Here is a 13,177-nt window from a genome sequence, read left to right as displayed (position 1 = left end):
ATTAACAAGCTCATCACTGACGTGATGCCCGCCCTCAACGACAGAATTTCAAAAGCACTACATCTGTCCCGTGACGAGATAATACACCCCCGCAATCACGATCAGCCCGCCCAGCGCGCGGACCACAATGCCGTTATAGAGCCGCCCCAGGCCGTAGCCGATGGCGATGCCGAGGATGTGGATCATGCCGGTGGCGACGACGAAGCCGACAGTGTAGGCGGCGGGGTCGGTGGCGTTGGGGGCCATTTTGCCATGGGGATAGCCATGGAACAGCGCAAACAGCGCGATGATCGCCAGGGAGGCGAATTCGGGGGCTTTCCAGTTGGCAGCGATGGCAGCGCCCAGTGCCAGTAGCGACAGCGCTATGCCGCCGGAAATCACCAGATCAGGAATGTCGGCCAGCATGCCAATCACGCCGCCGATGCACATGATCAGCGGGAAGGTGGCGGGCAGGGTCCAGACGGAGCGGCCACCCATCTGCGCGCCCCACAGACCAACCGCCAGCATGGCCAGGAAGTGATCGGCGCCCAGCAATGGATGCTCGAACCCGCTGCCGAAGCCGCCCATCGGACCGCCCAGAACATGGGCAAAGGCTGGGGCGGCGCTGCCTGCAAAGCCCAGCAAGGCGATAGATAGGCGCAAGGGTAATGCGTTGATTGCCCTGAGACGTCTCAGAAAATGCTTTTGGAAATGGCCCGGGATTTTTCCTGGACGAAATGGGGTCATTGTCGCTTTGCCCTTGCCGTTTTTGGAAGATTGGCCTGTAGCTGGAAAATATGGGGTATAAGTGACCGTCAGAGCGCTGACAACGTTTGGCTGTTATCGTCGAAGCTTTCTTTCTGGTTTGATCAGGTGCAAACAGGGTCCCATGCATTTCGCGACCACAATTTGGTCGCAGAAACAGTCTGCATAAGGTGGCAGCCAAGCTAGAGCAGGACAGAGAAGCAGGGCAGGCATTCAATTCGGGAGATCGGACATGCGGGAAAACTTTAAACGTCAGATCGTCGGTGCGGGGCGGCTTGCCTCTGTCGCATTGCTTGTCGCCTTGATGCCGGGCATGGCCGAGGCGCATATCGTCCAGGGCGGTTCCGGTGGGTTCCTGCAAGGCTTCGAGCATCCACTGTCGGGTGCCGATCATCTTCTGGCGATGTTTTCCGTCGGTCTCTGGGGCGCGCAACTGGGTGGCCGCAATGTCTGGGCGCTGCCAATCACCTTTCCGCTGATCATGGTCCTGGGTGGCATTCTCGGCATTGCCGGCGTGCCGTTGCCGGCGATTGAAACCGGCATCGCGCTCTCCATCGTCGTGCTGGGCGCAGCGATTGCGCTCGTCTGGCGTCCGCCGGAATGGCTGGCGCTGACGGTCATCGGCCTGTTTGCCATCTGCCACGGCTATGCCCATGGCGCGGAATTGCCAATTGCCGCCGATCCCGCCGATTTTGCCATCGGCTTCGTGATTGCCACCGGCCTGATTCATCTGGCCGGTATTGCCGTTGGGCTTGGTGTGTCGCGGGCCTTGGGCGAGCGGATGATCCGTATTCCCGGCGGGCTGATTGCCATCGGCGGCCTTTATTTCCTTGTGACGTGATGGCAAAGCCGGGCATGCCCCTTGCTGGTCATCTGACGGCGGGTCTCGTCCCTGTGGCGCTGATCGGAGTGGCGCTGCTCGGAGCAATCGGGATATGCGCGTCGGCAGTGTGGACCTGGCTGGACCAGGAGACGCTGGACCATTGGCTGCTATCGACCACGTTTACCATTGAACGTCTGCTGCCCTTGATCGGCACCGGCTTCATCCTGGGACAATTGCCGAGACGGCGATTGCCGCTGGCTCTGCTGGTGCTGGTGGCAGGCCTTATCGCCGGTTTTGTCTGGCGCGATATCTGGATGCAGCTTCTGGCGCCTTTGCCGGCCGCGCCCAGCCATTTCTTTCTGGTTGGCCCCTTGGCCTGCCTGTTGGCGGGGGTAATGCTGGTTTTGCCATTGCCGCTGCGGTTCTGGCCCGGTCTGGTGTTGTTGCCCGCGCTTGGGATGGCTCTTTCGCTGGCGATCTCTTTTTCCGATCCAAGCCTGCATGACCGGCTCTATCTGCCCCTGGCGCTGTCTGCCGCGCTTTGGCTGTTGCTGGTGTCCGCTCTTGTTGCCGGTATCGTCACCGCCACCTGGACCAGAATTGCCTCGCGGGTTTATGGCAGCTGGTTGCTTGCCATCGGCATGCTGTATGGCGGCGCTTACATGGCCTCGAAACAGACCACACTCACCCCGCCGCCCTTCGCGGAGCCTCCGGCTGCCAGCGATGATTTTTCAGGTTTTCAGCCCCTGTTCAAATCACTGGATCGCTATGGTCCGCAAAGACCGGTGCTGGGGCCGGATTTGGGCGAGGGGAGAGGGCCATGAGCCGTTTACCACCTGCCTTTCGCCGGAAGATCGCTCTTGCAGCCATGCTGGCTTTTGGTCTGCTTCCCGCCTCTGCGGTGCTGGCGCATCCCGATATCGCCATCACGCTGAGGGTTCTGTTCGATATGCGCCGTGGCGTGTTGACGGGGCTCGGCGAAAGCTGGTCCTTCGATGCCAATTACAGCCGCGTTCTGCTGGATCGCTATGACCGAGACCGCAACAGCCAGTTTACCGCCGAAGAGGCCTCGGCCCTGCGCGACAAGCTGATTGCCGATCTTGGCCGCAAGCGGTTTTTCACGGAATTGTCGGTGGATGGCAGGCAGGCGGCGCGCGTGCAGCCGGTGGGCTTTACCGCTGAAATCCATGGGAATGTCGTGACTGTCACCTTTGCTTTCAGCCTGGCGGGACCAGTCGACCTGCGCGGTAAAAGCCTCGATCTGGAGGTCAAGGACAAGGATTATGTCGCCGCGTTCCGCTTGGCCGAGGCCGGTGGGCTTCAAATTCGCGGCGATGGTGGCCAATGCCGGACCAGCCGCGCGCCAAACCCCGCCCATGCCTATTTCGCCGGTCTGGTCGTGCCGGAGCGGATAACCCTGACCTGCGATTCTCCCTTATAAAGAACCAGTTTAATCCAGCACTGTGGTCACAAATTCCGGGCTGCTGGAAAGGGTGTTGCTGACGGTGCATATCTCGTGCTCGGCCCGGTCGGCAATCGCCTTGCGGATCTCGGCGCCAATATCGCCCTGGATGGTCAGGGTGATGTCGAACCTTGCGACCCGAGACAGGCCGTCTTTTGCCTTTTCGCCGGTAACGGAGGCGGTAATGCTGGTGATCTTGTCCATCACCCCCATCTCGCTGGCGGCAAGGCGCGCACTGATTGTCAGGCAACCGGCCAGCGAGGCGTAGAGCAGGTCGAGTGGGTTGAAGCCCGGCTGCGACGGTCCGGTAACGATGGCCAGTTCGCCGCCGGTGGCCGAGGTGATCTGCGGAAAACCGGTGCGGCCAATCACAGCGGTGGCGCCCACCGGGCGGGCTTTCATCTTGATCTCGGCCATGGTGCTTATCCTACCTATAAAAAGATACCGCGCTCCTGATCGACCCGCTCGCTGAGGTAATCCACGACGGTGCGAATACGGGCCAGATCGCGCAGGCTCTCATGATAGGTGGTCCAATAGGCGCGGTGCAAGGTGATGTCAGGCAGAATGCGGACCAGGTCATCATGCTGTCGCGCGATGTAGCTGTGCAAAATACCAATGCCAGCGCCCGCCAACACCGCTTCCGTCTGGCCGATGGCGGAGGAAATCTCAAAGCTGGCGTTCCAGTTGCGCATGATTTCGCCGGTAAAATTCAACGATGGCGTGAAGATCAGGTCTTCCACATAGCCAATGCGGAGATGGTCTTTCAGCGCCTCCACCGTCTGTGGCAGGCCATGGCCAGCGATGTAGCTGCGCGAGGCGTAAAGCGCCAAGGTATAATCGGTCAGATGGGCCGAGACGAGGCGGCCCTGATCGGGCCGCTCCAGCGTTACGGCAATATCGGCCTCGCGCTGTGAGAGCGAAAACGAGCGCGGCACGGGCACCAACTGGATTTTCAGCTCCGGGTGTCGCTCGATCAATCCGCCAAGGCGGGAGGCCAGAAAGAACACCCCAAACCCATCCGGCGCGCCAATCCGTACCGTGCCTGCCACTTTGGCATCGGTGCGGCCAAGGCGGGCCTGTACTTCCAGCATCTCGGTTTCCATCCGCTCGGCGGAGGTCAGGAAGGTCTCGCCTTCCGCCGTCAGCTCGCAGCCATTGGTGCGGCGCACGAACAGCCGGGTTTTCAGCGCATCCTCCAGCGCCGTCAACCGACGTGACAGGGTGGCATGGTTCAGCCCCAGCCTGCGGGAGGCGGCGAGTATCTGGCCGGTGCGGGCGATAGCCAGAAAAATGCGCACATCATCCCAGTTCATGGGCAGACCTTTACTCTATTTTTGCACAACGGATGCGTAAAGCATCGCGTTGCGTTGTGCAATTTAAAGCGCAATAGTGGGGCATCAAAAAACATTCTGGAGGATCACCCATGTATCAGATCGGGCATTTCATCGGCGGCAAGGCCGTGGCTGGCACATCCGGACGCAAGCAGCCGATTTTCAACCCTGCCACGGGTGAAGTGCAGGGCGAAATCGCGCTGGCCAGCGCAGACGAGCTGAACGCAGCGGTGGAAAACGCCAAGGCCGCCCAGCCGAAATGGGCTGCCACCAATCCGCAGCGCCGCGCCCGCGTGTTCATGAAGTTCGTGGAACTGCTCAACACCCATATGGATGAGCTGGCCGAAATGCTGTCGCGCGAGCATGGCAAGACCATTGAAGACGCCAAGGGCGATATCGTCCGCGGACTGGAAGTCTGCGAATTCGTCATCGGCATTCCGCATCTGTCGAAGAGTGAATTTACCGAAGGCGCCGGCCCGAATATTGATATGTATTCCATCCGTCAGGCTGTCGGCATTGGCGCTGGCATTACGCCGTTCAATTTCCCAGCGATGATCCCGATGTGGATGTTTGCCCCGGCGATTGCCTGCGGCAATGCCTTTATCCTCAAGCCTTCCGAGCGCGATCCGTCCGTGCCGATGCGCCTTGCCGAACTGATGATTGAAGCTGGCCTGCCTGCTGGCATTCTCAACGTCGTCAATGGCGACAAATCAGCTGTCGATGGCCTGCTGACCCATCCCGATATCGGCGCAATCTCCTTCGTCGGCTCAACGCCGATTGCCCGTTATGTCTATGGCACGGCTGCGGCCAACGGCAAGCGCGCCCAGTGCTTCGGCGGCGCCAAGAACCATATGATCATCATGCCCGATGCCGATCTGGATCAGGCCGCCAATGCGCTGATGGGTGCGGGCTACGGTTCAGCCGGGGAGCGCTGCATGGCGATTTCGGTGGCCGTTCCTGTTGGTGATGAAACCGCCGACCGGTTGATCGCCAAGCTGACACCGATGATCGAGAGCCTGCGTATTGGCCCTTATACCGATGACAAGGCCGATATGGGGCCTGTCATTACCAAGGAAGCCCGCGACCGCATTCTGGGCCTGATCGACAGTGGGGTCGAAGCCGGTGCCAAGCTGGTTGTCGATGGCCGTGACTTCAAGCTTCAGGGCTATGAAAACGGTAATTTCGTCGGCGGCTGCCTGTTCGACAACGTTACCCCTGATATGGACATCTACAAGACCGAAATCTTCGGACCGGTTCTCTCGGTGGTACGCGCCAAGAACTATGAGGAAGCCCTCGATCTGCCGATGAAGCATGAATATGGCAATGGCGTTGCCATCTATACCCGCGACGGCGATGCGGCCCGCGATTTCGCCAGCCGCATCAATATCGGCATGGTCGGCATCAACGTTCCCATTCCGGTGCCGCTGGCCTATCACTCCTTCGGCGGCTGGAAGGCTTCTTCCTTCGGCGACCTCAACCAGCATGGTACCGACTCCATCAAGTTCTGGACCCGCACCAAGACTGTCACCAGCCGCTGGCCCTCCGGCATTAAAGATGGCGCTGAGTTTGTGATGCCAACGATGAAGTGATGACGTAAGACGTCGCACCAAAAATTATCACCAAGGCGGGTCTCCAGAGGCCCGCCTTTTTTTGTGATAAAAAGCCAAAATCGACACTCCAAGCATGAAAATCTTTTCTTGAGAAACACGCTCAGAAAATGTTAATTTGGAATTGTTCAAAAGTACAAAATCCATTATATATGCCGATATGGACGGACAAAATTGGCGCTTTGCCAAGGACCGCCAAGCGGCTATGGTTCGCTGGACCAGCTTAAGGAGTGGCGCATGCGCTTGACGAAGCAGACCAATTACGCGGTACGCATTCTGATGTATTGCGCGGCAAACAAGGACCACTTGAGCCGTATCCCGGAAATTGCCAAGGCCTATGGTGTCTCCGAACTGTTCCTGTTCAAGATCCTCCAGCCGCTCAACAAGGCGGGTCTGGTGGAGACCGTGCGTGGCCGCAATGGTGGCGTGCGTCTGGGCCGTGCGCCTGAAAAGATCAGCCTGTTCGATGTGGTCAAGGTCACGGAAGACAGTTTTGCCATGGCCGAATGCTTCGAGGACGATGGCGAGGTCGATTGCCCGTTGATTGACAGCTGCGGCCTGAATTCGGCGCTGCGCAAGGCGCTCAATGCTTTCTTCGCGGTGCTGGCGGAATATTCCATCGACGATCTGGTCAAGGCTCGCCCGCAGATCAACTTTCTGCTGGGTATCGAGGATCTGCCCCGTCTGGCGGCAGCACCGGCTGCCTGAGCGTGTTGATTGCCTGAGCCTGTTGTTTGTAAGAGTGATGATGTAAGCGCCCTGACCTCCGGTCCGGGCGTTTTTCGTTTGGGGAGAGGCTTGGACGAAGCGGTTGACCAGAGACGGCAATACGCTACTTGAAGGTAATTGATGTATCCGCCGGGAGAGAGATCAGCATGACCGTCAATCAGACAGCCGACACCGTTCCTACCAGACCTTGGGCGACCATCGTCATGGGTGTCAGCGGCTGCGGCAAAAGCTCGATTGGCGAGGGCCTGGCGAAAAAGCTTGGTGTCCCCTTCCTGGAAGGAGACAGCCTGCATCCCGCCGCCAATGTCGAGAAAATGGCCAGGGGCACGCCGCTGACCGATGAAGACCGTTGGCCCTGGTTGCAAGCGATCGGCGATAAAATGGCCGCTGCCTTGCAGGAAGGCCAGACCATCATCGTGTCCTGCTCGTCGCTGAAGAAAAGCTATCGCGACCTGCTGCGTGAGGCGACGGGCAACCGCACCGCCTTCATTTATCTGGAAGGCTCGAAAGAGCTATTGACCCGCCGCATGGGTGAACGCACCGGGCATTTCATGCCGGTCAGCCTGCTGGAAAGCCAGCTTGCGACACTGGAAAGCCCGACCGGTGAGCCTTGTGTGGTGACGGTCGATATAGATCGCAGCATCGAGGCCATTGTCGAGGCCGCCGCAGCCGGGCTTGCCGAGCTTAAATAGACCCGGCTCTCCGACACGCGGTCAGCCAAGACTTGTAGGCCCCGGCGATTGAACGTCCCCTCAGACCGCATCGATCCGGCAGCTGTGATCCTGCACATCTTCACCGCCAGAAAAACCGACGATCGCGGCAGGCGCGATATCCGTGAGAATGATGAAGCCTGGGCCGCTGGCGAAATTGGCGCCAACCACAACCAGATTGTGCTGGGCCATCTCCGTTGACGGGTCTTTCAGGGTCTTCGCCAGTGCCAGAAACGGATTGTAATCAGCCAGCGTATCGCCCTCGACCTTCATGGCAATGAATTGGTGCCCGGCCACCTCAGCCGGCAAGGGTGCCCAGTCGGTGCCGATGTCATTGGCCATCTTGGTCAAAACCGCATGGGCATCCGCGCTGAGGCAATCGATATGGATATGCAGCTGATTCTGGGAACGGGCATCCTGCGCGTTAACCGCCAGGCTGAGCGCATCGCGTGTTAAGGGATGCGGCAGCTTGGCATCGACGGCGGCCCGTTCGTTCCAGGCATCGGCAAAGAAATTCGGCGTCTTGGCATCCAGCAGGGCAGGGCTTTCGATGCCGGTGATCTTGTCGGTCGGGATCAGCAGATGCTGCGCCACGCCGCGCTGGTCTTTCAGCAGCGCATAATGTTCGCCGGTATTGACATGGACGCAAGGGGCGGCCGCGACGACACATTTGCCATGAACGATTTTCCACAGCGCGTCGGGATCGGCATGGGCGAGCGATGTCGTGGCGATAAAGCCGATCAGGCCAAGCGCCAGGCAGGCCATCCGGTGCCGGGTTTTTGCACGCCAGAACGACGAACCGGAAAAGGATGGAGTTGAGGGCAAAAACAGTCTGGTGAATTCTGGCGTCATGTAAACCTCTGGAAAATGAAGGGCCTTCTGCGATGATAAATTGAAAATGACTCCTCGTATTCCCTTCGAAAAAATCTCAAGCTTCTGACGCATCTTCGAGACTTGATATTATGTCTTCATGCTCTGCGCGGTGCCCCAAAATGGTTTCAATGTGGCCCGGCAGACGCGACCCGTTGGGCGCAAGCGTAGAGACCGGTCCTCGGAAAATCCGATCCGAGAACAAGCCCACAGCATTGTGCCAGCTCCAGCTTTCTACACCATACTGTCGTCGCCGCCGATTTCACGCGCATGACAGTCCGCCACCATCCAGCTCACCATTGCGTGATCGGTGGAGGAGATCAGGGATTATGTCCAGAAGGGAGAGATACCACGGACGAAAGAGAAACACCGTTTGCGAGCGCTATCATTTAAATAAACTTTAAAGTGAATTAGAAAATCTTAAATTAGATAGTTTTGCGCAAGTTTCGCCACTTATTTTTGCCCTGGGTATGAAGCCGGGGTAACTGTCATGGACCTGTCTCGGGATAAAGAGGGCGGAAAGTCTTGGGGTCGCCCGTCCGCTGCCACGCTTCAAACCGTCTGTAACTGACTGTTTTCCTGATGCTGGCCTCGGTTCTCCTCAAAACCAGATGGATTGCGATGACGTTGCCGTCCTCGTCCGTCTTGGCGTGCCCGCATCCATCGCCATAACTCTTTCAAGGTGTTTCATGGAACAAGATCCATCAATTCAATCGATACACGCAGCCAGAGGCACGGGGCGGGGCGCCCGACCTGTTTCCGGCATCCGTCGACTTGCTGCAGGCCTTTTCTGCTGCCTTGCCGTCGCCGTTAGCGCGGCTGGCCATGCCGTGGCGGCGGAAGCTGGGGCCTTGAACTGGGGGCCGGGAGCGCCCGGTCTGACCTTCGGTGCCCTGCCGCCGGTTCCGGGCCTGTTTTTCTCCAACACGACGGCCTATTTTTCCAGCAGTGAATTCCATGGCGCCAATGGCAAGCGCAATTCGGTTCTCGATCTCGACCAGAAAGGGGTGGTCTCGGTCTCAAGGATCATGGGCGTCTGGCCTGTCGATCTCGATGGCTGGCGGTTTGCCACCCAGGTGATCATTCCCGTTGTCTATAGCGATACCGATTTCGACAATATTCCGGTTCAAGGCCATGCTGGCGGCCTCGGGAATATGTCTGTCGTGCAGTTGACCAACTATAATTTTGCCCGGTTTCATAATGTTGGCGCGTCGGTATCCTTTACAGGACGCACCTCGAATTACGATAGCTCGCGGTCGATCAATACTCAAAATGGCTATTCCACATTGAGTGCGGGCGCACACTACAACTACTTCGATCCTACCGGTCTCGATTTCGGCGTCATGGCGGGCTATCACTACAATAACCGAAATCCGACCACCGATTACCGGTCAGGCGACCTGTTCGCCCTGGATTTCAAGCTGACCTATGCCTTGAGTGACAAGATCAGAATCGGCGGCTATGGTGGCTATCTGGCCCAGATCGAAGATGACAAGGCTGGGTCCGTCAGTCTGGCCGACAGCCGGTTCAAAGCGATTAATCTCGGCCCCTCAATCACTTATGCCATGGGTCCTATCGATGCGACGCTGAGCTATCAGTTCTCCGTCCATGCCGAGAACGCCACCAAATCCGATGCCGTGCGGTTGTCGTTCAACGTGCCGCTTTATGTTCCTAAACCTGGTCCCTGAAGCAAAGGTTCCCTCTGGCAGGGCCTTGCCGCCTTGCCAGTTGCCGCCAGCTTGAATCCCGTTTAGGCCCGAAACCGCTCCGGGCGAAAAGCCGAGATATCCAGAAACGGCGTTTCGCCGTTCATCGCCTCCGCCAGCAGCCGTCCCGTGACCGGCCCCAGTGTCAGGCCGTGATGGGCATGGCCAAACGCCAGCCACAGCCCTTTGTGGCGCGGCGCCTGGCCGATCACCGGCATCATGTCTGGCGTGCAGGGCCGTGCGCCCATCCAGGGCTCAGCGTCGAGGCGTTCGGCCAGCGGAAACACCGTGCGGGCGACTTTTTCGGCCCGGGCCAATTGCACCGGCGTTTTCGGCGCATCGCGAAAGGCAAATTCCGCCCCGGTCGTCAGCCGGATGCCCTGGGTCATGGGTGCCAGGAAATAGCCGCGCTCCTTGTCCATCATCCAGTTGTTCAGCACCGCATTGCCAGTGCTGGCATAATGCATGTGGTAGCCGCGCTTGACTCCGAGCAGGAAGCGGTAGCCGAGCGTGGCCATCACCTCATCCGACCAGGGGCCGAGGGCCACCACGACCTGTTTGCCGTCGATCACGCCGTCGTCGGTGGTGACCTGCCAGCCACCACCCACCTGCTTCAGGCTCATGGCATCGCCATGCACGAAGCGTCCGCCAAGGCTTTCGAAATAGGCAAGATAGGCCTTGGTCAGCCCGTGCGGATCAAGCACCGACCAGGGGTCGGTCCATTTCAGCCCACCGATGAAATCCTGACTCAGATGCGGCTCTTCGCGGGCGAGATCGGCAGCCGTCAGGGTTTGAAACTGGATGCCATATTCACGCCCCAGCCGCTCGGCCTCCGCCACTTCCTTGTCGCGTACGGCCTGGGTTCGAAACGCCTCGACCCAGCCGTCCTTGCGGATCAGGGCTTCGGCCCCCGATGCCTCGATCAGCTCTTTGTGTTCGGTGATCGAATGTTCGATCAGCGGCGCATAGGCCCTGGCGATGACCTCATGGCGCGGCCGGTTGGAATTCCACCAATAGGAGGAGAGAAAGGCGGCCAGCTTCGGCAGGGCTTTCAGGTGGTAATGCGCATCGATCCGATTGTTGAGACCGTAGCGCAGGATCAGGTTCAGTTCCTGCGGAAAGGCATAGGGCACGACGCCTTCGCGCTGGATCAGCCCGGCATTGCCGTAGGAGGTTTCCTCGCCCGCGCCGCGTCTGTCCACCAGCACCACCGATTTGCCGCGCCGCGCCAGCTTGAACAGCGGTGGACACGCCGATGATACCGGCGCCAAGAACAATTGCATCGACAGACATGAAAAGACCCGTGGGTAAGGAACTGCTGTCATGACCATGCAAAAGCGCGTGGCGCCGCGCAAATGAAAACTTTCTGAACCGACAGGATTCTTATCCTGAATGCTTTTAGATCTACGTCTGTCAAATATAGCTGCGCAGATATTCCGAAAGGCAGAGAATGGCCATCGCCTGCCCATAGGGCATCGAGGTTAGCTTGATATTGCGATAGAAATCCAGATCCGAACCCATGGCGGTGCCGAAGGACACCTGGTTCAATTCGCCCTTGGCGTCGATATTGGCAATGACGCCGCGCACCGCCCGCTCCGCCACGGGCCGATAGTTCGCGCTGATATACCGCTTGCGCACTGCCTTCATCAGCCCATAGGCAAAACCGGCGGTGGCCGAGGCTTCCAGATAGCTGCCCTCATCATCGACCAGCGTGTGCCAGAGGCCGGAAGGGTCCTGATATCTGGCAAGGGCTGCGGCCTGACGGTCCAGGGTCGAGAGGAGATGACGCCGTAGGGCGTCCCCTTCCGGCAATTGCAGGAGATCGATAAATTCGGGAATGGCGATGGTCACCCAGGAATTGCCGCGCGCCCAGAGTGCGCTGGCAAAATTATGATTGCCATCGAAGGTCCAGCCATGAAACCACAGGCCGGAGGCGCGATCGGCGAGATATTGGCTGTGGATCAAAAACTGATACTTCGCTTCCTCCACATAGTCCGGGCGGTTCAACAGCAGACCGATCTTGGCGAGCGGCATGACGCTCATCATCAATGTATCGTCCCACATCTGCTGGTCGTTGACGCTGTTATAGACGATATGCTGCAAACCGCCTTCGCGCGTGCGCGGCATCTCATGCATCACCCACTCGGCCCAGGTCTCCAGATAGGGCACAAAGGCTGGGTTGGGCGCATGTTCATTGAGGCAGGCGAGCGTCAGAAACGGGCAGACCGTGTTGATATTCTTGGTCGGCGTGCCCTCGGCAAGCCGCGCCGAAAACCAGTCGGTGATAACAGCCATCGCCTTGGCATCGCCGGTCTGCTGCCAGTATTTGAACAGGCCGTAAAGTCCGATGCCATGGGTCCATTCCCACCCGGCCCAGCCCTTGGTGTCGATCACCCGCCCATCATCCAGCCGCAGCAGGAATTCCCCTGTCGTGTCCGTGATATTGATCAGATTGTCCGTCAACCGGCCAATCAGCCCGACAACCTCGTTGCGCGTCACAAAACGCTCCGGCTGCGCCAGCAAAGGATGCATGGTCATGGTATCTCCTCCTGCGACGCCCTCCACAGCGTCGGCGTGAAGGGAGCATAGACGGAAGGGGATTGCAAGCAGGAGGCACGATAGGAGGAATTCGGGGGGGCGGTGAACACGCTTTCGACATTGATTTTATCTTTTGGGTGGGATGATCTGCCGAAAGATGATCATTGCCATACGGCATGTGGACACCATCTATTTGGCAGAATCTCTCAAAAGAAAAGGGGCCAAGCCCATGGACATCAAGAGAAACGGCACCCAACCTTCCACCAAAGGTCCATCGGACTGGTTTTCCGGCACGGTCCGCATCGATCCGTTGTTTTCGCCCAACGATGCCCGCCGCGCCGCCGCAGCCTGCGTGACATTCGAGCCCGGCGCACGCACTGCGTGGCATACGCATCCCCTCGGCCAGACGCTGATCGTCACCACCGGCCTCGGCCTCGTGCAGCGCGAGGGTGGCCCGATCGAAACCATCAATCCCGGTGACGTCGTCTGGTTCGAACCCGGCGAAAAGCACTGGCACGGCGCTTCCGCCGCCACAGCCATGACCCATATCGCCATTCAGGAGCAATTGGATGGAAAGGTGGTCGACTGGCTGGAGCAGGTGACGGACGAGCAGTATCGATCCGTGTGATCGGGTTTACGCTCCGCCACAACAATGCG

Annotated in this window: 13 protein-coding genes and 1 pseudogene; 8 read left to right on the top strand and 6 right to left on the bottom strand. The window is 58.9% G+C overall.

Annotation, left to right across the window (positions count from 1 at the left end):
* Positions 1-57: 57 nt before the first annotated feature.
* Complete coding sequence (locus tag V6582_RS07280; RefSeq protein ID WP_337739257.1) at positions 58-642, bottom strand: HupE/UreJ family protein; 585 nt, start codon at positions 640-642, stop codon at positions 58-60.
* A gap of 334 nt (positions 643-976) precedes the next feature.
* On the opposite strand from V6582_RS07280, the gene V6582_RS07275 reads away from it, so the two are divergent.
* From V6582_RS07275 to V6582_RS07265, 3 genes are read left to right on the top strand one after another with little or no spacing between them, the layout of a single operon-like run.
* Positions 977-1,585, top strand: coding sequence for a HupE/UreJ family protein (locus tag V6582_RS07275; protein ID WP_156631891.1), 609 nt, complete (start codon positions 977-979; stop codon positions 1,583-1,585).
* A 14-nt stretch (positions 1,586-1,599) separates the two neighbouring features.
* A complete protein-coding gene (locus V6582_RS07270) occupies positions 1,600-2,391 on the top strand; it encodes a hypothetical protein (RefSeq protein ID WP_156631890.1) in 792 nt (263 codons plus the stop codon).
* On the top strand, positions 2,388-3,008 hold the full coding sequence (locus tag V6582_RS07265) for a DUF1007 family protein (RefSeq protein WP_156631889.1): 621 nt from the start codon (positions 2,388-2,390) through the stop codon (positions 3,006-3,008). The genes V6582_RS07270 and V6582_RS07265 overlap by 4 nt, the downstream gene beginning before the upstream one ends.
* A gap of 9 nt (positions 3,009-3,017) precedes the next feature.
* Here V6582_RS07265 and V6582_RS07260 read toward each other — a convergent pair whose 3' ends face one another.
* Positions 3,018-3,446: an OsmC family protein gene (locus V6582_RS07260; RefSeq protein WP_156631888.1), complete on the bottom strand. Its 429-nt coding sequence runs from the start codon at positions 3,444-3,446 to the stop codon at positions 3,018-3,020.
* A 14-nt stretch (positions 3,447-3,460) separates the two neighbouring features.
* Complete coding sequence (locus V6582_RS07255; RefSeq protein ID WP_156631887.1) at positions 3,461-4,342, bottom strand: LysR family transcriptional regulator; 882 nt, start codon at positions 4,340-4,342, stop codon at positions 3,461-3,463.
* Positions 4,343-4,452: 110 nt separating this feature from the next.
* On the opposite strand from V6582_RS07255, the gene V6582_RS07250 reads away from it, so the two are divergent.
* The 3 genes from V6582_RS07250 (at position 4,453) to V6582_RS07240 (ending at position 7,388) form a co-directional block, all read left to right on the top strand.
* Positions 4,453-5,949 carry a CoA-acylating methylmalonate-semialdehyde dehydrogenase gene (locus V6582_RS07250; protein ID WP_156631886.1) on the top strand — a complete coding sequence of 499 codons (1,497 nt, stop codon included), beginning with the start codon at positions 4,453-4,455 and terminating at the stop codon, positions 5,947-5,949.
* 255 nt (positions 5,950-6,204) lie between these two features.
* A complete protein-coding gene (gene rirA, locus V6582_RS07245; protein ID WP_015915017.1) occupies positions 6,205-6,675 on the top strand; it encodes an iron-responsive transcriptional regulator RirA in 471 nt (156 codons plus the stop codon).
* 167 nt (positions 6,676-6,842) lie between these two features.
* A complete protein-coding gene (locus V6582_RS07240; protein ID WP_156631885.1) occupies positions 6,843-7,388 on the top strand; it encodes a gluconokinase in 546 nt (181 codons plus the stop codon).
* Positions 7,389-7,448: 60 nt separating this feature from the next.
* Here V6582_RS07240 and V6582_RS07235 read toward each other — a convergent pair whose 3' ends face one another.
* Positions 7,449-8,258, bottom strand: a complete 810-nt coding sequence (locus V6582_RS07235) for a CDP-diacylglycerol diphosphatase (protein ID WP_234889673.1) — start codon at positions 8,256-8,258, stop codon at positions 7,449-7,451.
* Between the two features lie 707 nt (positions 8,259-8,965).
* Here V6582_RS07235 and V6582_RS07230 point away from each other — a divergent pair.
* The gene (locus V6582_RS07230; RefSeq protein ID WP_197434378.1) at positions 8,966-9,964 is read left to right on the top strand and encodes a SphA family protein; all 999 of its coding nucleotides are present in this window, start codon (positions 8,966-8,968) and stop codon (positions 9,962-9,964) included.
* A 62-nt stretch (positions 9,965-10,026) separates the two neighbouring features.
* On the opposite strand, the pseudogene V6582_RS07225 reads toward V6582_RS07230, so the two are convergent.
* Both V6582_RS07225 and V6582_RS07220 read right to left on the bottom strand, forming a co-directional pair.
* Positions 10,027-11,275 (bottom strand): annotated as a pseudogene (locus tag V6582_RS07225) (NAD(P)/FAD-dependent oxidoreductase).
* 120 nt (positions 11,276-11,395) lie between these two features.
* Positions 11,396-12,520, bottom strand: a complete 1,125-nt coding sequence (locus V6582_RS07220; protein WP_234889672.1) for a glycoside hydrolase family 88/105 protein — start codon at positions 12,518-12,520, stop codon at positions 11,396-11,398.
* 229 nt (positions 12,521-12,749) lie between these two features.
* On the opposite strand from V6582_RS07220, the gene V6582_RS07215 reads away from it, so the two are divergent.
* Positions 12,750-13,148, top strand: a complete 399-nt coding sequence (locus V6582_RS07215; RefSeq protein WP_156631882.1) for a (R)-mandelonitrile lyase — start codon at positions 12,750-12,752, stop codon at positions 13,146-13,148.
* Positions 13,149-13,177: the final 29 nt, after the last annotated feature.

The organism is Agrobacterium vitis, assembly GCF_037039395.1.
Classification (GTDB): domain Bacteria; phylum Pseudomonadota; class Alphaproteobacteria; order Rhizobiales; family Rhizobiaceae; genus Allorhizobium; species Allorhizobium vitis_E.
The sequence above is the reverse complement of the archived record's forward strand: the minus strand, read 5'-3'. Positions and strand labels throughout refer to the sequence as shown.